18 protein-coding genes and 1 tRNA gene are annotated in these 18,519 nt (G+C 42.5%); 12 read left to right on the top strand and 7 right to left on the bottom strand.

Annotation, left to right across the window (positions count from 1 at the left end; genetic code table 11):
* Nucleotides 1-289: 289 nt before the first annotated feature.
* Nucleotides 290-1,159 (bottom strand): tyrosine recombinase XerC, encoded by an 870-nt coding sequence (gene xerC, locus BROSI_RS04390; RefSeq protein WP_052562539.1) that lies wholly within the window; start codon nt 1,157-1,159, stop codon nt 290-292.
* A gap of 331 nt (nt 1,160-1,490) precedes the next feature.
* On the opposite strand from xerC, the gene pabB reads away from it, so the two are divergent.
* Both pabB and pabC read left to right on the top strand, forming a co-directional pair.
* The gene (gene pabB, locus BROSI_RS04385) at nt 1,491-2,927 is read left to right on the top strand and encodes an aminodeoxychorismate synthase component I (protein WP_052562537.1); all 1,437 of its coding nucleotides are present in this window, start codon (nt 1,491-1,493) and stop codon (nt 2,925-2,927) included.
* A complete protein-coding gene (pabC, locus tag BROSI_RS04380; RefSeq protein WP_052562535.1) occupies nt 2,906-3,790 on the top strand; it encodes an aminodeoxychorismate lyase in 885 nt (294 codons plus the stop codon). The genes pabB and pabC overlap by 22 nt, the downstream gene beginning before the upstream one ends.
* Nucleotides 3,791-3,922: 132 nt before the next feature.
* Here the strand turns inward: pabC and alr are convergent, their stop codons facing one another.
* Complete coding sequence (alr, locus tag BROSI_RS04375; protein ID WP_052562533.1) at nt 3,923-5,050, bottom strand: alanine racemase; 1,128 nt, start codon at nt 5,048-5,050, stop codon at nt 3,923-3,925.
* A gap of 25 nt (nt 5,051-5,075) precedes the next feature.
* Nucleotides 5,076-6,293 carry an 8-amino-7-oxononanoate synthase gene (gene bioF / locus BROSI_RS04370; protein WP_052562531.1) on the bottom strand — a complete coding sequence of 406 codons (1,218 nt, stop codon included), beginning with the start codon at nt 6,291-6,293 and terminating at the stop codon, nt 5,076-5,078.
* Nucleotides 6,294-6,393: 100 nt separating this feature from the next.
* Between bioF and BROSI_RS04365 the strand changes: the two genes are divergently transcribed.
* Nucleotides 6,394-6,849, top strand: coding sequence for a hypothetical protein (locus BROSI_RS04365; protein ID WP_052562529.1), 456 nt, complete (start codon nt 6,394-6,396; stop codon nt 6,847-6,849).
* A 32-nt stretch (nt 6,850-6,881) separates the two neighbouring features.
* On the opposite strand, the gene bioB is transcribed toward BROSI_RS04365, so the two are convergent.
* Together bioB and BROSI_RS04355 are read right to left on the bottom strand one after the other, a co-directional pair.
* Nucleotides 6,882-7,856 (bottom strand): biotin synthase BioB, encoded by a 975-nt coding sequence (bioB, locus tag BROSI_RS04360; protein WP_052562528.1) that lies wholly within the window; start codon nt 7,854-7,856, stop codon nt 6,882-6,884.
* Between the two features lie 35 nt (nt 7,857-7,891).
* Entirely contained in the window at nt 7,892-8,908 is a 1,017-nt protein-coding gene (locus BROSI_RS04355) for a hypothetical protein (protein ID WP_052562526.1), read from the bottom strand.
* Between the two features lie 483 nt (nt 8,909-9,391).
* Here BROSI_RS04355 and BROSI_RS04350 point away from each other — a divergent pair, with 483 nt between their 5' ends.
* The 9 genes from BROSI_RS04350 (at nt 9,392) to BROSI_RS04310 (ending at nt 17,013) form a co-directional block, all read left to right on the top strand.
* Nucleotides 9,392-9,982, top strand: a complete 591-nt coding sequence (locus BROSI_RS04350; RefSeq protein ID WP_052562524.1) for a sigma-70 family RNA polymerase sigma factor — start codon at nt 9,392-9,394, stop codon at nt 9,980-9,982.
* Nucleotides 9,979-10,815 (top strand): mycothiol system anti-sigma-R factor, encoded by an 837-nt coding sequence (gene rsrA, locus BROSI_RS04345; RefSeq protein ID WP_082059025.1) that lies wholly within the window; start codon nt 9,979-9,981, stop codon nt 10,813-10,815. Before BROSI_RS04350 ends, rsrA begins: the two co-directional genes overlap by 4 nt.
* A 174-nt stretch (nt 10,816-10,989) precedes the next feature.
* The gene (locus BROSI_RS04340; protein ID WP_052562521.1) at nt 10,990-11,619 is read left to right on the top strand and encodes a cyclase family protein; all 630 of its coding nucleotides are present in this window, start codon (nt 10,990-10,992) and stop codon (nt 11,617-11,619) included.
* Between the two features lie 180 nt (nt 11,620-11,799).
* Nucleotides 11,800-13,767, top strand: coding sequence for an anaerobic carbon-monoxide dehydrogenase catalytic subunit (gene cooS / locus BROSI_RS04335; RefSeq protein ID WP_082059024.1), 1,968 nt, complete (start codon nt 11,800-11,802; stop codon nt 13,765-13,767).
* A gap of 30 nt (nt 13,768-13,797) precedes the next feature.
* Nucleotides 13,798-14,346: a pyruvate ferredoxin oxidoreductase subunit gamma gene (locus BROSI_RS04330; RefSeq protein WP_052562517.1), complete on the top strand. Its 549-nt coding sequence runs from the start codon at nt 13,798-13,800 to the stop codon at nt 14,344-14,346.
* Nucleotides 14,343-14,603: a 4Fe-4S binding protein gene (locus tag BROSI_RS04325; RefSeq protein ID WP_052562515.1), complete on the top strand. Its 261-nt coding sequence runs from the start codon at nt 14,343-14,345 to the stop codon at nt 14,601-14,603. Before BROSI_RS04330 ends, BROSI_RS04325 begins: the two co-directional genes overlap by 4 nt.
* Nucleotides 14,603-15,778, top strand: a complete 1,176-nt coding sequence (locus tag BROSI_RS04320; protein WP_052562514.1) for a transketolase C-terminal domain-containing protein — start codon at nt 14,603-14,605, stop codon at nt 15,776-15,778. Before BROSI_RS04325 ends, BROSI_RS04320 begins: the two co-directional genes overlap by 1 nt.
* A 104-nt stretch (nt 15,779-15,882) precedes the next feature.
* Nucleotides 15,883-16,800 carry a thiamine pyrophosphate-dependent enzyme gene (locus BROSI_RS04315; RefSeq protein WP_200891680.1) on the top strand — a complete coding sequence of 306 codons (918 nt, stop codon included), beginning with the start codon at nt 15,883-15,885 and terminating at the stop codon, nt 16,798-16,800.
* A 136-nt stretch (nt 16,801-16,936) separates the two neighbouring features.
* Nucleotides 16,937-17,013 (top strand) — tRNA-Arg (locus tag BROSI_RS04310).
* An 11-nt stretch (nt 17,014-17,024) separates the two neighbouring features.
* Here BROSI_RS04310 and BROSI_RS04305 read toward each other — a convergent pair.
* Together BROSI_RS04305 and BROSI_RS04300 are read right to left on the bottom strand one after the other, a co-directional pair.
* A complete protein-coding gene (locus tag BROSI_RS04305) occupies nt 17,025-17,672 on the bottom strand; it encodes an endonuclease III domain-containing protein (RefSeq protein ID WP_052562512.1) in 648 nt (215 codons plus the stop codon).
* Nucleotides 17,673-17,793: 121 nt separating this feature from the next.
* Complete coding sequence (locus BROSI_RS04300; RefSeq protein ID WP_052562511.1) at nt 17,794-18,480, bottom strand: MIP/aquaporin family protein; 687 nt, start codon at nt 18,478-18,480, stop codon at nt 17,794-17,796.
* Nucleotides 18,481-18,519 lie beyond the last annotated feature (39 nt).

Genomic DNA, 18,519 nt, shown 5'->3' with positions numbered 1-18,519 from the left:
AAAAAATTCTAAAAAAGACATTTAACACAAATTGATGGTGACGCGTGTTCAGATACGGGGGAAATGAAATCGAGGAAATCAGGATGGGTAGAGGAGTTCGATAGTTTTTAGTCAAAGGAAATAGTGGGTTTAAATAACTTATATGCCGGTTATATTTATAAATAAGTTGCGTTTAAAGCAATACAAATAATCCTTTTAGGCTGTTGAAACCGTTTAAATGGTTTCAACGGTTTTTGTTCATCTGTCCAAGTTGATGCCTCGATAACATAGTATGATGTACTAACCAATTTCACGCCCTGGGATGTGACTTGTCATATACCTGTTTCAGCCGTTCTGTGGTGATGTGGGTATAGATTTGTGTTGTGGAAAGGTTGGCGTGCCCCAGAAGCTCCTGTACGGATCGCAAATCAGCGCCGCGGTCTAACAGGTGGGTTGCAAAGCTGTGTCGAAAGGTATGGGGAGAAATATTCAGGCTCAGGCCTCCCTTTTTTACATACTTTTCCAGCATCCTTGCCACACTACGTTCGGTAAGACGTCCACCCCGATTGTTTAAAAAAAGTGCTTTACTGTCTGAATTCCTTTTGTCCATATACAATCGTATGGCATCCAAGGCATGATTCCCAATAGGTTGTAAACGTTCCTTTTTCCCCTTTCCCTTTACTTTAACCACTTCATTGAAGAAGTCTATATCTGTAACGTCAGTTCCTACCAATTCGCTTACCCGCATACCCGTACTGTATAAAGTTTCCATAATGGCCCTGTCGCGTATGCCCAACAACGTATTAGAACCCGGCAGATTTAAGAGGGTTTCAGCCTCACTGATACTCATAAACCCGGGGAGTTTTCTTTCCCGTTTAGGCGCACGAATATTCTCCAGGGGATTGAATTTTAAGATACCTTCACGACACAGAAATTTGTATAGGGATCGGATAGAAACCAATTTCCTGGCAATCGTGGTTTTGGAATAATCCTGTTTTTTCAGGAAGGCGAGAAATCTCCTCAGGAATACGCGGGTGACGTTTCCAAAGTCACGGCACCCTTCGGTAATAAGAAATGAAAGGTATTGGTTTAAGTCATTTTGATAAGCCCGTAAGGTCTGCGCTGAAAAATTTCTGTTTTGCTCAATATGGGACAGGTATTTGTTGATAGAATCCTGCATAATGTAAACCCTTTAACCACAGGATTCACAAGGGTGGAGATGGAGAGAAAGGATATTTTGTCTTTTCTTTCCATTTTCCGCTTCCCCAATGCTCCTTCCTTTTTATTTTTGCTGTTCAACAAAAAACTCTTTGAGTTCTGTGGTTTGCCATTTTGTAGTTTTCTGTCTAATTAAAAATGTTAACATACTTATATTGAAATGGCAAGGATAAAAACGGCATTTTTAGGCACTCAACGGGCGATTTGCCTTGACAAAAAATTGCACCACCTCTAGAATTACTCACCATAAAATAAACCTACAAAAAGAAATCTTAAAATTGTAATATCAAATAATGGATTCAAACAAAAGTATAGCAGGTGAGATTTTTATTCACGAAGTAGAAGGGGCCTGTCCTCCTTTAGAGGCGTTCTGCCGGTTTGCTTCTCATGCGAACGTATTTTTTCTCGACAGCGCCTTGCCTGTAAAAGGGATTTCGAGATATTCCTTTTTGGGTTTTAATCCTTTTTTGGTAATGAAGGCAAAGCAACGTAAAATTACCCTGACTGACAGTAATGGTGTCCTTGAGATCGAAGGGAACCCCTTTGAACACCTTCGTGAGTTACTCAAACAGTTTTCTTTACAAAACACGATTGAGTCCATTCCGTTCCAATGCGGCCTGGTGGGATATTTTGGTTATAACCTGTGCCATTTTATCGAAAGGTTACCCAGCAAGGCCGTGGACGATATTGGCCTGCCAGATATGTATATGGGGTTTTATGATACTATTGTGTCGTATGATAATTTTCTCAACAAGTGCTACGTAATCGGGGTGGATTTTGGTTTCGATAATACACTAAAAGAGAGAATGGGACATGTGGTTGACGTATTGTGGAGAAAATCCGATACGGGTTACGAGTCGATGGACGGTAAGCCTAATTCAGAAATACCTGAGCCCACACTAAAATTTAATTTCACAAAAGAACTCTATATCGATGCAATCAAACGCATCAAGGACTATATTACGGCAGGGGACGTCTATCAGGTAAATCTCTCTCAACGAATAGAGACGCAGATTGATATCCCTCCCTATGAACTGTATAGAAAATTACGTTCGGTAAATCCTGCTCCGTTTTCGAGTTATTTGACCTTTGACGATGTTGCCATCATCAGTTCCTCGCCAGAGCGATTCCTTCATGTTAATGCAAGGCATGTCCAAACCCGCCCTATCAAGGGTACACGGCCGCGTGGTAAAGATGCAAAGACAGATGAGTTTATGAAACAGGCATTACTCTCGAGTCCAAAGGACGATGCAGAACTTACCATGATCATTGATCTGGAGCGTAACGACCTTGGGCGTGTGTGCGATTATGGTTCTGTCAAGGTCATAGAAAGAAAGGTTTTAGAAGCCTATCCCACCGTGTATCACCTGGTTTCTACCATTGAGGGGGATTTGTATGAACGGTATGATTTCATAGACCTCCTTAAGGCCACATTCCCTGGCGGTTCCATCACGGGGGCGCCAAAGATCCGCGCAATGCAGATCATTGATGAACTGGAACCCACACAGCGAAGTGTTTACACCGGGGCAATAGGCTATATCGGATTTAACGGAGACGCAGACCTGAATATCGCCATACGTACCTTCATTATGAAGGGTAAGGCGGTATACTTTCAGGTTGGAAGCGGTATTGTGGCCGATTCTGACGCAGAAGAGGAATATCAAGAGACCCTGCACAAGGCCAGGGCCCTTATCGAGTCATTAAAAACATGCCCAGTGTCATCTTCTTAAATGATAAGATTGTAGAAGAAGCCGAGGGATACATAAGTACCCAGGATCGAGGGTTTCTTTACGGTGATGGGCTTTTTGAAACCCTTCGGGCTTACAGCAGGAAACCTTTTCGACTCGAAGATCATGTTGCACGCCTCTCAAATTCCTCAAAACATTTTGATATCTCTTTTCATTATCCATCCCAGGAAATACGGCAGATTATTGAACAACTCCTTTTCCGAAATGGTTTACAGGATGCCTATATCCGGATGACGCTGTCTCGTGGATCCGGAACACATGGACTCATTCCCACAGGTACATACAGTCCTACCTTCGTGATTCATACAAAGCCCCTTGTTCCCTATCCGGCAGCCTTATATAAAACGGGTGTGTCGCTTGGTACTTCCCCTATACGGAGAAGTATAACCTGTCCCCTCTCAACCCATAAGACGCTCAACTATCTGACTAATTACCTTGTCAAAAAAGAGGCGGTTGAGAAGGGCTTTCACGATGCGATTCTTCTGAACACAAATGGTCATGTTACTGAATGTGTCGTAAGTAATCTGTTTCTTGTTGAGAGGGGTACCGTTATTACGCCTTCCCTGAAGGCCAATATCCTGCCGGGCATTACACGTAAGATCATCCTGGAGTTGTGTAAGGAAAATGGTATTCACGCATCAGAGGATATCTTTGGTCTGGAAAGGGTCTTGGCAGCCGATGAAGTTTTTCTCACCAACTCCCTTATGGAGGTCATGCCGGTCTCTCAGATTAACGGACAGACCGTTGGTAGGCTTGTCCCGGGTACCGTGACTAGCTTTTTGCATGTCAAATACAAGGCATTAACTCATAAAAACCATCAAATTCGAAGTGCGAAATCCTACTAAATCCGAAACAATTTCAAAATTACAAATCAAATGTTCCAAACCTCGTTTCGGATTTCAATATTTGAATTTCGAATTTGTCAAAAAACAGTGCTTAAATTTTTTGTTTCATTCAGAATCGGGGGACTACACATTTTACTTCTCTTCATGATTGATATAGATCCTTGGTACTCGTTTGCTTACAGCGCAAGTAACCTCGTAGGGAATCGTATTTAATTGCTTCGCAACGGATTCTATCGATATTGTTTCCTGTCCTTGACTGCCGTATACTACAACCTCATCCCCAACCGAAACGCCTTTTATGTTTGTCACATCCACAAAACACTGATCCATACAAACCCGTCCGATGATAGATGCTTGTGTGCCTCTTATAATGACTTTTCCTTTACTTGAAAGTAATCGATTATATCCATCATCATATCCAAAGGGAAGTGTTGCGACACGGGTAGGTTTTGTGACCCTGTATGTCCCACTGTAGCCCACGACATCACCTGGCTTCATATCCTTGATATGAATAACCCTCGTCTTAAAGCTCATAACAGGCCTGATGCCAATATTCCTGGATACCTCTTCTGATGGATAAAGCCCATATAGCGACAGACCTGGTCTAACCATAGTAAAATAAGCATCGGGATGACCGATAATGGCCCCACTATTCGCCATATGTTTCAGTGGAATATCCGCCATAATCGCACCCAGAGCCGCCAGTACGTCTTTAAATCTTTTTATTTGTAGATTGGTAAATACCGATTCCTTTTCATCTGAGCATGAGCAATGGGTATATATTCCACCGATGAAAAGGTTTTTCATAGCCTGCAAAGACCTAATAAACTCTACGGCCCCGTCATATTTTACTCCAATACTCCCCATCCCCGTATCCACATACACATGCGCATTGATAACCCTATTATAATAATGTGCCCTTTTTGATAGTGCCTCAGCAAGCTTCAAATCATACACAGCCGGTATTAAGTTGTATTGAATAACTGCATCGATTTGGTCTTCAAAGATACCACCCAAAAGGAATAACGGCGCTTCTATGCCTTTATTCCTTAGTTGAATGCCTTCTTCAAGGATGGCTATACCCAGCATTTCGACTCCATGGTTTAACAAGACCCTGCTAACCTCATAGTCGCCATGTCCGTAAGCATCGGCCTTGACAATGCCCATAATTTTGACCTGCGGTCCGACCATTTTTTTTATGGCCGACACATTATGACTCAACGCATTCAGATCAATTTCAACCCACGCCGGTCTGTGCATAATCTCTTCTTAAAATCTGCGGTTGCTAATGTTTTTTTTCATCAGACTGGAGCTTTGCTGCGCTGGAATCTCTTGCATTTTCATAAGTAAAAAATCCAATATCCTTCAATGTATCTATCAACCTGTTTATATCGCCTTCGGTATGGGTAGCCATCAATGAGATACGTAATCGGCTTGTACCTGGAGATACCGTAGGTGGCCGAATTGCAGGGATTAAAATACCGTTTTCATAGAGTTTCGTGGATAGATTGACCGCATCTTCCGCAGACCCAACAATAAGAGGAACAATAGGACTTTCCACTGCGATAGTATTCCGGAATTTTGATAGCTGAGACTTCAAATACCTGATATTTTCCCATAACTTATCCAAGAGAGACGCATCTTCCTGGATGAGTGTTAGTCCTGCCAGAGAAGCAGCACATACTGCCGGTGGCAGCGCTGTTGTATAGATAAAAGTCCGTGCCTTATTTTTTAAAAAATCGATGATGTCCTTGCTTCCCGCAATAAACCCGCCGATACTGCCAATCGCCTTGCTGAAAGACCCCATAATAACATCAACCTTTCCTTCGAGACCATAATGTTCGATCATGCCTTTCCCCTGTTTGCCAAACACCCCTGTGGCGTGGGCATCGTCTACCATAATGATGGCATCGTATTTCCTGGCAATTCTTACAATCTCTGGCAGTGGGGCCGTATCGCCATCCATACTAAAGACACTGTCGGTAACTACCAACTTCCTACGATACATGGAAGACCTTTGGAGTAAAGATTCTAACTGGCTCACATTATTGTGAGGATAGACACGGAACGTTGCACCTGATTGACGACAACCATCAATAATACTCGCATGATTCAGTTTGTCACCAACGACAATGTCTCCTTTTGAAACAAGAGCACAGAGAGCACCTAAATTGGCCATATAACCTGTTGGAAACAGAAGTGCGTCCCTGGTTCCCTTAAACTCTGCAATTTTCTTTTCAAGCTCCTGGTGGGGTGTCATATTCCCGGAAACCAGCCGAGACGCACCGGTTCCCCATCCGTATTGATGAATGGCTGCAATGGCGGCTTGTTTTATCTTCAGATGATTGGCGAGTCCGAGGTAGTTGTTTGAACAGAATGATAGATACGATTTACCGTTTATTTGAATATAGGGGTCCTGTGGGCTTTCAATGGTTTTGCATTCGCGCAACAAGGTGCGGTCTTTCAAAGTATGTAATTCATCTAAAATAAATTCTATTCCCATTGAATAAACGTTTCCTTGTTTTTATCCTGTATTGTTACTATAATACAGCGGTCGAGTTGCCTTTTACGAGCCACTATTTCTCTCTTTGGAGGAAATATATATGAAGCCAATAAATCATTTTAGTGTGTCTCTTATTACCGGTGCCGTTACCTTTTTAACAACAAAGACAATATTTCCCAGTATTGCGTCTTTCCTGGTAGGGTGGCTGATAGACGTTGATCATATATGGGATTTTTATAGAAACGGGTGCAGACGCTTTAGTGTCAGAAGATTTTTGGATGCCATGGACAAGGGTGAACTAAAGAAGACTTATTTCTATTTCCACAGCTATGAACTTTTATTGATATTGATATCTCTGTGTTTCGTTACTCACTTTCATTATCTTTTATCCTTTACTACCTTGGGTTTCGCTATCCATCTCTTTTTTGATCAGCTATTCAATCCCGTAAATCCCCTTACCTACTTTCTTACATACAGGATATTACACGGTTATAAGACAGAGATTATTCTTAGAACAAACACCCATGCGCCTCCTGCTCAAGAAAGGATACTTTAGGTTGAAAACATCGTAAATCTGAAATCATAAATTTAAAATTTTAATCCCAGGTCTTTAATCATTTGAAAGTCGTCCTCAACCTTTCGCCCCGTTGTTGTTAAGTAGTTTCCAATCATTGTGCTATTGGCGCCTGCGTAGAACATCCATGATTGTAAATCTCGCAGGTTCCTTTCACGACCACCGGCAATCTTAATTTCCTTATCGGGTAAGACAAATCGAAAGACAGAAATGATTTTGAGCGCGTCCATTGGGGTCAGGAGAATATGTTTCTCTAATGGTGTACCAGATATCGGATGTAAAAAATTGAGGGGGATGACATCGACATCCAAATTTTTCAGCGTGAACGCGAGATCAATACGATCCTCTATTCCTTCTCCAATACCAAAAATTGCGCCGCTGCATATTTCTAATCCGACTTCTTTGGCAAAACGAATGGTATTTACTCGATCAAAAAATGTATGCGTTGAACATACGCTTGGGAAAAATCTTTCAGATGTTTCCAGATTATGGTTAAGCCTCTTTAGCCCGCATTTTCCTAAAGATGCTGCTGTTTCTCGCGTCAATATCCCAAAGGAACCGTGCGGACTGACGTGTGTATTTTTGGCAATTTCTTTTACTGCCTTACCAATCTTATCAAGGTCACGAGGGTTATTTATCCCATACCCGCTGGTAACGATACCAACGGAACCGGAACCTGTTCGCTCGGCATATTTGGCAACATCAAGTATTTTGTTTGTATCAATAAGCGGGAATTCTTTGATACCAGTATGATAGCGGGCTGATTGAGAACAAAAACTACAATCTTCCGTACATCGCCCCTGTTTTGCACTAACGATGGAGCATGTCTTTACAGAATGGCCAAAATACCGCAAACGTATCCGATTAGCCCAGTAAAACAGATCATAGATTTCATCGCCATCTATTTGAATCAGATAAAGGGCATCGTCACGGCTGATTGGCTCATTCTGCAAGGACTGGTTTGCAATCTTTTTGATTTTGTTATACATTACAGCTAATCATTTAGCCCAAATGAACTGAATTATTATTTCTCTTTATATTTTAGATAGGCGTTGCGAACATTCTGCCAAACAACGTCAGGGCGTTCAGAACGGACATACGTCATACAGTCTGTACCTTCAAAGCTCCAGGTGGCGATGTTACGAATTCCCGAGTTATAAGCCACATCCACTGCGGTTACAATCTCCTCTTCTCTCTGTGCAGGCACCCGATAGCCCTGTATCCATATCTGAGGCTCTTTACTATATCTTTTTGAGAGTGTGAGTACCTCATTAGATATACGGTGTACAAAATTGGTTACGTCTTGCTGATAGGCATACCAATAGGGATCGCTTCCAAAGATATCCATACTTTTAATCATGGCAACCCTTTCCCATTCATAAATGCCATATCTCGGATCAGTTGTCGGAAACAAACATACCGAATTTTTCAATCCTTTTTTTGCCGCCTCATTTGCCAGGTATTCAAGAAAAGTGACAATGGTTGTTTGACGGAATGCCTTTACATCATCAGTAAAATCCACGGACATCTCATAGCTGTACTGCTGTTTGAAGATATCTTTACAAATTTCACAGGTACACCCCCAAATATCCCTCTTTTTGCCACCAAACAAAGGCGTAAACTCTCCGAAAAACAAATGCGGTTCATCCCAAAAAACGCCTTCTGCGCCTGTTTTTGCTGCAAGTTCAATCCAGGTTATCATGGTATCCCGGAATATTTTTGAATTTAAACACGCCTTGTATACCTTTATTTCACCCTCGGTAAAATTTAATTGCTGCCTGCAATTGGGATACGTCTTAACAAAGGTAGAAAATGACTCTCCGCCAAATACGCGTCCTATACCCCATGGATCGAGGAAGACTTCCAGCCCAACTTCGTGGCTTGCCTTTACGATCTCGACCATTGTTCCCGAATGGTATGTAATATCGTGTTCGCTCATGGTGTGAACGACGAAATTACATCCGTCGTCGATCATCTTTTTCATGTCTTCACGAACGTGACGTAATATCCTGTTTCCAAAATAGCTTGCTCCAAGTTTCATGTTTTCATGTTATCCGCACCGAGGCTTTATGTCAAGAAAATCCGTTAATACAACGTTTTTTTCTTGCCCGGAGTTGAATTAATTGCTAAGATAACCGCAACTTGGTTGAGGCTCTGCCATGTACGTGTTTGAGGTGTTATTTTTAAGGACCTATACCAAATATCTTGGGAACCCGTCTTTGCTAGGAAACGTACATTCTCAAAGAGAAATGTACAAATCTAACATAGGGTAAACCACCGTAAAATACGGGTCCAAAAGATAGCCTCACACGGCATTGCGGTGGAGCCTTAAATCATACCTTGCGCCTTTTCATCATAAGTATTGCTTATCTCATTTTAGCTAGCGGATAATCGCGAAACCCACATTATTCACAAATCTTATACCATCTTGAGGTTGCGAATACAAATTTATACAATATTTTTAATAAAAAGAATAAGGAACCTTATTTAAAATTTTATTGTTTAAAACAAAGGAAATCAAGCGATGAGGGAAGAGAATAACAGAAGAAAAGAATTTGAAGAGATTGCGTTGACGCATATCGATTCCCTCTATAACATGGCTTTACGTCTGGTGTTTAATAAAGAGGAAGCTGAAGATCTTGTCCAGGAAACGTATTTAAAAGCGTATCGATTTTTTGATACCTTTCAAACAGGGACAAATATAAAGGCGTGGCTTTTTAAAATTCTTCGAAATACTTTTATCAATAAGTATCGGAAATCGGCGAGTATGCCCGGTGAAGTTTTCCTCGAAGATATTGAGTCGGTTAACACGAATATGGCCTATGATCAGGAAGCCAAATCCGAGGAAGCCATCGATACCCTGGAAAGTAAGTATACTGACCTGAGTAGTTTATTAGATGATGATGTAAAGCGAGCGATAGATAGCTTGCCGATTGAATACCGGGAAGCGATTTTATTTTCAGATGTGGAAGAGTTATCGTATAAAGATATTTCGGAAATTACCAACGTGCCGATAGGAACTGTAAAATCGAGACTGAATCGGGGGAGAAAGTTACTCCAGAAAAGTCTGTGGGAATATGCTAAAGATAGGGGTTTTATTAAAAGGGGGAAATGATGTCTTGTGTCGAAACCGTTAAATACTTTCATGAGTTCATGGATAAGGAGCTGGATAAATCTCATTATCTTGGAATTAAAAAGCATATTGATCATTGTGAGGTATGCCATCGAAGGTACGAATTTGAAAAAAGTATTCGGACTCTTGTAAAAGCATGCTGCATAAATACAACGGCGCCTGTATACCTTCGTGATAGAATTATAGAAGGCATCAATTCCCGCGCTGTTGATAATACGGAACAGGCAAGCAGAGAAGATGTTTATAAGCAAAAGGCAACAATGCGCAAATTATTTTCTTCGCGTACCTATGCTGTGGCGGCATCTATTCTTATTTTAGTAGCAGGCGGCATTTTTTATTATACAAATTATTATGGTACCGATTCTATAACTACCATTGTTGATGATGCAGTAAAGAATCATGTCGTGGCAGTAAATGACAATTTAGTATTTAATGAAAAAACCTCTGTTGTGGGCAATGTCAATAGATATCTTGAGAATACGATAAATACCAACCTTAGCAATTCTTCTCCTGTTCTCAATGCAGCAAAAATCAGTGTCATGGGAGGAGCGCCCGTCAGATTTTCTGGAACAAGTAGTCCCTGTGTTCTTTTTGACAAAGGGGGCAATAAATTATCACTCCAGATTGTGCGCAATAGCAGTATTCCAATTAGAAATCTTGAAAGAGTCAGATTGGGCACGAAAGAATTTTATATAGGAAACCGTCGTGGATTTAATTCTGTATTATGGGAAGAAGAAGGTATTATGTATTGTCTTACCTCAGATATTAATAAAAGTGAAATGCTACAATTTGCAGCAACCCTTACCTCTCGTTGAGGCCATCTCTCAATGAATATCCACATGGTAAAATACAATGCCCCCCGTTTTATTCAACGTAAAACAATCATGCTCCTATTATTCCCCATTACTGAGCCCCCCCTGAAAATATCAAAATGCCTCACTAGAGAAGATATAATATCGTTCCTTTCATGACCACGGGGAATTTCTGAAATGAATTTTTATGATATCACGCTCACCATATCAGACACCCTTGTCACATGGCCTGCAGATCCTGCCGTATCCATTCGAAAAACAAGCCTGATTTCTCAGGGTAGCTCATGCAATCTATCAGAACTAACATTAGGTTCGCATTGCGGCACGCACATCGACGCTTCCTATCATTTTGAAGAAAATGGTATCAAGATCGACCAGATTCCATTAGATTATCTCATAGAAAACGTAACGGTATTCGAGATAAAAAATAAAGAAAAGATTGATTTGGGGGATCTAAAATCATTAAAATTGAATGATTGCGAAAGAGTTATTTTTAAGACCATTAACTCTACCTATTGGAAATTTTCAGAATTTAAAAAAGATTTCGTTTACATCACAAAAGAAGCCGCCCAATATTTAGCTGATAACGACGTCAAACTTGTTGGGATCGATTATCTTTCTGTCGAAAAGTTTCAAAACAAGCATGCAGATACCCATCACGTATTTTTGAAAAAAGGTATCATTATCATTGAAGGGCTTGATTTGAGTAATGTAAAAGCGGGAGACTATGAACTGATCGCTTTACCGCTAAAAATAAAAGACGGTGACGGAAGCCCGGCCCGGGTAATTTTGAAAAGTATACGGTAGAGCAGCTTTGCCACAATCAAATTTAAATATTGGTTAAAATGTTTTCTCCTTATATTATATACACAATCGATTACTTCATTTGGCCCTTACCCGAAGGGCTGGATAATCAGTGTGACCATACGATTTAATTATACTTATTGGACTGGTATTCGGAAATTATAATAACGGAGAATGTCTATTATGGAAGAAAAACAAAAAGCGGTTGATCAGGTTATGCTTGATCGAATGAAAGAACTCAAAGTAGAAACTCTCTATGATAGATACCAGGCACAGCTTCCGCAGTGTGGATATGGTAGCCTTGCATTATGCTGCCGCCATTGTAATTATGGACCGTGCAACATCGATCCCTTCGGTAATGGGCCAAAGAAAGGGGTTTGCGGTGCTGATGCAAACACCTTCGCAGCCCGGCATTTCCTTCGTATGAGTGGCGCTGGTACCGGGTGTCACTCTGATCATGGACGCGCTGTCGCTCACCTGTTGGTAGCAACAGCAAGAGGCGAAGCGCCGGGTTACAGGATCAAAGATGTGGAAAAGCTTATGGCAGTTGCTGAGTTTTTTGGAGTAAAGACGAAAGACCGTAAGATTAACGAAATTGCCGAGGAAGTCGGTGAGATGGCGCTCATGGAGTTTGGGAAGCCTTACGGAACTTTGTTGTTTCTTAAGAGGGCGCCAGAGGCGCGTCAAAAAGTATGGGAAAAGGCGGGTATTGCCCCAAGGGCTATTGATCGCGAAGTTTGTGAAAGTTTACATCGAACAGGGATGGGTGGAGATCAAGACTATCGTAACCTTACAAAACAGGCTATGCGTGTAGCATTGGCGGATGGTTGGGGTGGCAGTATGATAGCAACAGAATTACAGGATATTTTATTCGGTACCCCAAAACCCGTTCAGGGGAGATCGAATCTGGGTGTCCTGAAAAAAGATCATGTGAATATTGTTGTCCACGGGCATGAACCTCAACTTGCTGAGGCTATTGTCGCGGCCTCCAATGATCCAGACGTAGCAAAAGCCTCAAGTGCTGCTGGGGCAAAGGGTGTAGTAATTGCAGGTCTTTGTTGCACGGCGAATGAACTCCTTGTAAGACACGGGATTCCTATGGCCGGGCATACCACCATGCAGGAAGCAGCCATAGCGACGGGTGCCGTTGAGTTAATGGTTGTTGATATTCAGTGCATAATGCAGGCTTTGATTGAAACGGCAAAACACTTTCACACCAAATTTATTACGACCTTATCGAAGGCAAAGATCTATGGTGCTGAGCATGTAGAGTTTACCGATGAACATGCGCTTGAAGCGGCAAAAAAGATTATCATGATGGCCATAGAAAACTTTAAAAACCGTGATAACAAAAAAGTGTTTATACCAGGTGGTGCAGAACCTGATGTTGTTGCAGGCTTTAGTCATGAGACCATTAAATATATGCTGGGCGGCAGGTATCGGGCGAGCTACAGACCTTTAAACGATAACATAATAAACGGAAGGATTCGCGGAGTTGTTGGCATTGCAGGTTGTACAAGCCCTAGAATAGGGGCAGGTGAAGAATCTTACGTAAGCTTGGCAAAAGAACTCATCGCTAACAATATATTAGTTGTAGGGACTGGTTGTGCAGCCGGGCAGTGCGCATCTGGTGGATTAATGATTCCTGAGTTAAAGGATTTGTGTGGTGAAGGTCTCAGAGAAGTCTGTGAAGCAGTAGGTATGCCGCCGGTTTTACATTCTGGCGCCTGTGTTGATAATAGCCGTATCCTTATAGCCCTTTCTGAGATGGTAAAAGAAGGTGGTTTAGGAAGTGATATTAGTGAACTGCCGGTTGCCGGTGTATGTCTGGAATGGATGCATGAAAAGGCAATTGCTATTGGACAGTATTTTGTGGCGTCCGGTGTGTATACCATTTTCGGTATGAATTCACCTGTTGCAGGTGCGCCTGATATGCAAAGGTTATTAACAAAAGAGATGGAAGAGTTAGTTGGTGCAAGGTGGGCTTTTGAACGGGATTTAAAGAAAATAGGCAAAATGGTAATGGATCACATAGAAAAGAAGAGAGACGCACTTGGCATAAATGTCAAAAAGGAGAGAAAACTTTACGATATGGCCGAAAGAAGGGCACTGGAAAGGGAGTGTAAACCTGTTTCCGGGCATCATTCATAAAGGGTTAAATAGATAGGAGGTGTGTATCCATTGATTGAAATAAGGGTTCATGGACGCGGCGGACAAGGTTCAGTTACGGCGGCAGAATTATTGGGATTTGCAGCTCATAGCGACGGAAAATATGCACAGGCGTTTCCATCATTTGGATCAGAAAGAATGGGGGCACCGGTTCAGGCTTTTGTGAGAATCAGTGACAAACCAATCCGCATCCGGAGTCAGGTGTATAAACCTAATTATGTGATCGTGCAAGACCCCACCTTATTAGATGTAATTAATGTATTGGATGGATTACGAGAAGATGGATTGCTGCTCATAAATTCAAAGAAAAAGGCTACCGATCTCGGCATTAATACAAAGGTAAAGGTAAAAACGATCCCGGCCATGGAAATTGCATTAGAAGTAATTGGAAGACCAATTATGAATACAACCCTTCTGGGGGCATTTGCTGCAGCTACGGGAGAAATCAGCCTGGAAGGTATACGGAAGGCGATTCACCATAAGTTTCCTGGATCAGTGGGAGAAAAAAATATTGCAGCAGTACTACGGGCTTTTGATTTTATCAAAAAGGAGGCATTATGAGATTGGATTTAGGCGCCATTGCGAAGGCAGGTACCAGTAAGGGCAATCAGACCGGTGGCTGGAGGAATTTTAAGCCGATCTTCCATCAGGAAAAGTGCGTTGGTTGCGGCCTTTGTAAAATCTATTGTCCCGAAGGTTGTGTTACCATGGTAGAGAAAAAGAAATACACGGTAGATTATACGTATTGTAAAGGCTGTGGAATATGTGCTGAAGAATGTTCTTCAGGCGATATTGAAATGGTTGTGGAGGAAAAGTAATGAGTACTACATTTATTGAAGGCTCAATTGCAGTAGCGAAAACTGTGGGCGTCTGCAGGCCCCATGTGATTTCAGCTTATCCTATTACACCACAGACCCATATTGTGGAGCATCTTTCGGAACTGGTGGCTAACGGAGAACTCAAAACAGAATATGTCAATGTAGAAAGCGAACATTCGGCGGCATCCGTGGTGCTGGGTGCAAGTGCAACAGGGGCGAGGACATATACAGCTACTACCTCACAGGGGTTTTTGCTTATGATTGAGGTGCTTTACAATATCGCCGGCATGCGGCTTCCTGTAGTCATGACCTGTGTCAACCGGGCCGTATCTGCCCCTATTAATATCTGGAATGACCAACAGGATTCTTTAACAGCTCGTGACAGCGGCTGGATACAGCTCTATGCAGAAGATAACCAGGAAGCAAGCGATATGCATTTACAGGCTTTCAAGATCGCCGAAAATAAGGACGTCATGCTTCCCGTTATGGTTTGTATGGATGGATTTGTCCTTACCCATTCGTTTGAACCAATTGAACTTATCTCGCAGGAAGAGGCCGATAAATTCCTGCCGCCATTCAAACCCCAATATTATCTTACTCCAAAAAATCCGCTCACCTTTGGAACAATGGTAGGCCCGGATGGGTACATGGAGACACGCTACTTCATTGAAAAGACGATGCGCGCCTCGTTACAGGTTATCGGTGATGTTGCAGCCGATTTCCATAACCAGTTCGGCCGTTTTCAGGGTGGACTTATTGATACGTATAAAGTTGAAGACGCCTCTCTGGTCCTCGTGGCTATGGGCTCTATTATCGGGACACTGAAGGACGTTGTCGATGAGTTACGGGCAAAGGGACAAAAAATTGGTATTCTCAAAGTCCGCTCATACCGGCCTTTCCCAAAGGATGAAATTTACAGGGCGTTGAATCATGTGAAAGAGATCGCCGTGCTTGAGAAAGCCATTTCCCTGGGCTATGGTGGCATATTGGTAAACGAAATCAAGGGTGTATTCTATGGCAAACCCAAGACACCAAAGATCAACGGATTTATTCTGGGTCTGGGTGGCCGGGATATCACCGTTGACACAATTCACCACGTCATTAAAGACACCGTGAAGGCTACATTCGAAGAAAAATTTGTTGGACTCAATGAGGCATTAATTGGGGGTAAATAATTTAGCCCCTTATTGTATAAATGTAAAATAGCTAAGTATCCTCCCCCCTTGATGGGGGAGGATAAAGGTGGGGGTGAAATATTGCGTTGGAGGTAAACAATTTTATGACTACTACAACACTAACAGCATTGAAGGAACAATCGTGTCAAACACTCTTAGCTTCCGGGCACACCGCCTGTACTGGATGTGGTGAAGCGCTTGCCGCAAAGCTCGTATTGGGCGCTGCTGGTTCACAGGTAATTGTCACAGATTCCACGGGGTGTCTGGAGGTCTTTACCACACGGTTTCCCCAATCTTCATGGGAAGTCCCTTTCATCCACTCATTATTTGAAAATTCGGCTGCCGTGGCATCCGGTATCGAGGCTGCCCTGAAGTCACTGGGAAGACAAAACGAGGCAAAGGTCATTGCACAGGGTGGTGACGGTGGAACGGCCGATATCGGTCTCCAGGCACTCAGTGGCATGCTGGAAAGGGGACACGATATTCTTTACGTTTGTTACGATAATGAGGCATATATGAACACCGGCGTGCAGCGTAGCGGTTTGACGCCCTTCGACTGCATGACAACGACCAGTCCCTATGGGGAGTTTTCGTGGGGGAATAAACATAACAAAAAAGACATGCCTGGCATCGCAGCCGCTCATAATATTCCTTATGTCGCAACGGCCTCAGTGGCATTCCCGAAAGATATTGAAAACAAGGTAAAAAAGGCACTCTCTATAACGGGCCCAAAGTATCTGCAAATCCATTCCCCGTGTCCACTCGGCTGGAGATCTGACCCCCAACTGACCATCAAGGTTGCCAAATTAGCCGTACTGACAGGCCTTTATCCCATCTTTGAAATGGAGGATGGCAAGACAACAAAGGTAAGGAAGGTCACTACACCCAAAACCCCGGTTGAAGAATACCTGAAGATCCAGGGTCGCTTCGCCCATCTCTTCAAGTCACCAAAAGGGAAGGAAGAGATACAGAAGATCCAGGAAATTGCAGATAGGAATATTGAGAAATACGGATTGGCTTAAGTGGACAATTCACCGTAAACCATGAAAATATCTTAGATGTTTCGGTGAGTCCTCTCATCGAAACAAAATAACATAGTTTAATCTTGATTTCAATTTTGTATTTGGTGTAAAATTTAATTGAATTCCAATGTTAATAGCCCCTATAGCTCAATTGAATAGAGCGTTGGCCTCCGGAGCCAAAGGTTGCAGGTTTGAATCCTGCTGGGGGCGCCAAACCACACCGATTATCGGTGTCTTGTTACGTCCACCTTTTTGCAATAGATATTGACCGGGCAGATGCTGCATTTGGGTGAAATAGGGACGCAGATATTTTGACCGAAGGTAACGAGGAGATCATTGATAGTAAGCCAATATTTTTTAGGGAGTTTTTCACGGAGGGCAAATTCGGTTTCATGAGGATTCCTTGTTGTGACATATCCCCAGCGATTGGTAATCCGATGAACGTGGGTATCGACACAGATGCCAGGTTTCTGGTATCCCAGAGTTACCACTAAATTTGCCGTCTTGCGACCTACACCATTGAGTTTTAATAATTCGTCGATTTCGTCAGGTACCTTTCCATCATATTTTTCAAGTAATACCTTACAAATCTCCTTGATCTTCTTTGCCTTTGTCCGGTAGAACCCCACGGGATAGATGAGTTTTTCTAACTTCTGGGCAGGAATCTTTATCATACCTTCCGGGTCATCGGCCACGGCAAAGAGCCGTACCGAAGCCTCACGGGTGGTCTGATCCTTTGTCCTGAGGCTTAAGAGGCAGGAAATGAGGACATGGAACGGGATTCGCTTTCTGGAAATAGTTGTAACGACGGGTTCAATAAACCGTCTGTTTTCTTGCTCAATAATCTTTAGTACGGTATCAATAGCAAACAAGAGTTCTCTTTCAAAAAGAACGGCAACGTATAAATCTGATTTATACGTTGCCGTTCTTTATGTTTTAGAATATGATAAAATCCGGTTTCTACGACAAGGCCTATACATTTTGCCGTAATTATTATTTTCTGGTTTCAGCAAAGAGTTGATCGTAAACAAACCCTGCGACAATTCCTCCCAGGATTGGTCCAATCCACCAGACATAATGATGGGTAAACTGCCCCGATGCGATGGCTGGACCAAACACGCGGGCAGGATTCATCGCACCGCCACTGATCGTTCCCCCAATCATTGCTCCAAAGAGTACCACCAGTCCAACAGCTACTCCAGCAAATCCAGATGATGCCCTTCTATCCACAAGTGTTCCGTAAATGGTAAAAACCAAAAGAAAGGTAATAATAAATTCCATCAATATTCCACGTCCAATAGAAACCCCGGGCGACAACATACATGTTCCTAAATATACGGTCTTGAGCGCATCGGGAAACAGGGTTCTTAATGCGAGTCCTGCCAGTGTTGCACCGGCAATCTGAGAGATGATATACATAATTGCCGTATTGGGATCCATCCGTCTGCTGATCCAAAATGATATAGTTACCGCAGGATTGACATGGGAACCGGACACATAGCTCGTGGCATAAATAACGGCGATTACCACCACCCCAAATGCGATAGAAATACCTAACAAACCCAGTCCTTGCCCGCCTGCTTGCCTCAAATAAAAATCGGCGCATACAGAGCCAGCCGCTATAAACACAAGCGCAAATGTCCCAACGAACTCGGCCATATACTTTTTGTACGCTTTCATTTCGCTTTCTCCCGTATATTTTTAACTAAATTTGCTTTT

This window comes from Candidatus Brocadia sinica JPN1, assembly GCF_000949635.1.
In the GTDB taxonomy this organism is placed as follows: Bacteria; Planctomycetota; Brocadiia; order Brocadiales; family Brocadiaceae; genus Brocadia; species Brocadia sinica.
The sequence above is the reverse complement of the archived record's forward strand: the minus strand, read 5'-3'. Positions and strand labels throughout refer to the sequence as shown.

Coding starts and splice junctions, on each gene's coding strand:
- BROSI_RS04315 (WP_200891680.1), top strand. CDS start 15,883: ATGACTACTACAACACTAACAGCATTGAAGGAACAATCGTGTCAAACA.
- alr (WP_052562533.1), bottom strand. CDS start 5,050: ATGCACAGACCGGCGTGGGTTGAAATTGATCTGAATGCGTTGAGTCAT.
- bioB (WP_052562528.1), bottom strand. CDS start 7,856: ATGTATAACAAAATCAAAAAGATTGCAAACCAGTCCTTGCAGAATGAG.
- bioF (WP_052562531.1), bottom strand. CDS start 6,293: ATGGGAATAGAATTTATTTTAGATGAATTACATACTTTGAAAGACCGC.
- pabC (WP_052562535.1), top strand. CDS start 2,906: ATGCCCAGTGTCATCTTCTTAAATGATAAGATTGTAGAAGAAGCCGAG.
- BROSI_RS04325 (WP_052562515.1), top strand. CDS start 14,343: ATGAGATTGGATTTAGGCGCCATTGCGAAGGCAGGTACCAGTAAGGGC.
- rsrA (WP_082059025.1), top strand. CDS start 9,979: ATGATGTCTTGTGTCGAAACCGTTAAATACTTTCATGAGTTCATGGAT.
- BROSI_RS04365 (WP_052562529.1), top strand. CDS start 6,394: ATGAAGCCAATAAATCATTTTAGTGTGTCTCTTATTACCGGTGCCGTT.
- BROSI_RS04300 (WP_052562511.1), bottom strand. CDS start 18,480: ATGAAAGCGTACAAAAAGTATATGGCCGAGTTCGTTGGGACATTTGCG.
- BROSI_RS04320 (WP_052562514.1), top strand. CDS start 14,603: ATGAGTACTACATTTATTGAAGGCTCAATTGCAGTAGCGAAAACTGTG.
- BROSI_RS04355 (WP_052562526.1), bottom strand. CDS start 8,908: ATGAAACTTGGAGCAAGCTATTTTGGAAACAGGATATTACGTCACGTT.
- BROSI_RS04340 (WP_052562521.1), top strand. CDS start 10,990: ATGAATTTTTATGATATCACGCTCACCATATCAGACACCCTTGTCACA.
- xerC (WP_052562539.1), bottom strand. CDS start 1,159: ATGCAGGATTCTATCAACAAATACCTGTCCCATATTGAGCAAAACAGA.
- pabB (WP_052562537.1), top strand. CDS start 1,491: ATGGATTCAAACAAAAGTATAGCAGGTGAGATTTTTATTCACGAAGTA.
- cooS (WP_082059024.1), top strand. CDS start 11,800: ATGGAAGAAAAACAAAAAGCGGTTGATCAGGTTATGCTTGATCGAATG.
- BROSI_RS04350 (WP_052562524.1), top strand. CDS start 9,392: ATGAGGGAAGAGAATAACAGAAGAAAAGAATTTGAAGAGATTGCGTTG.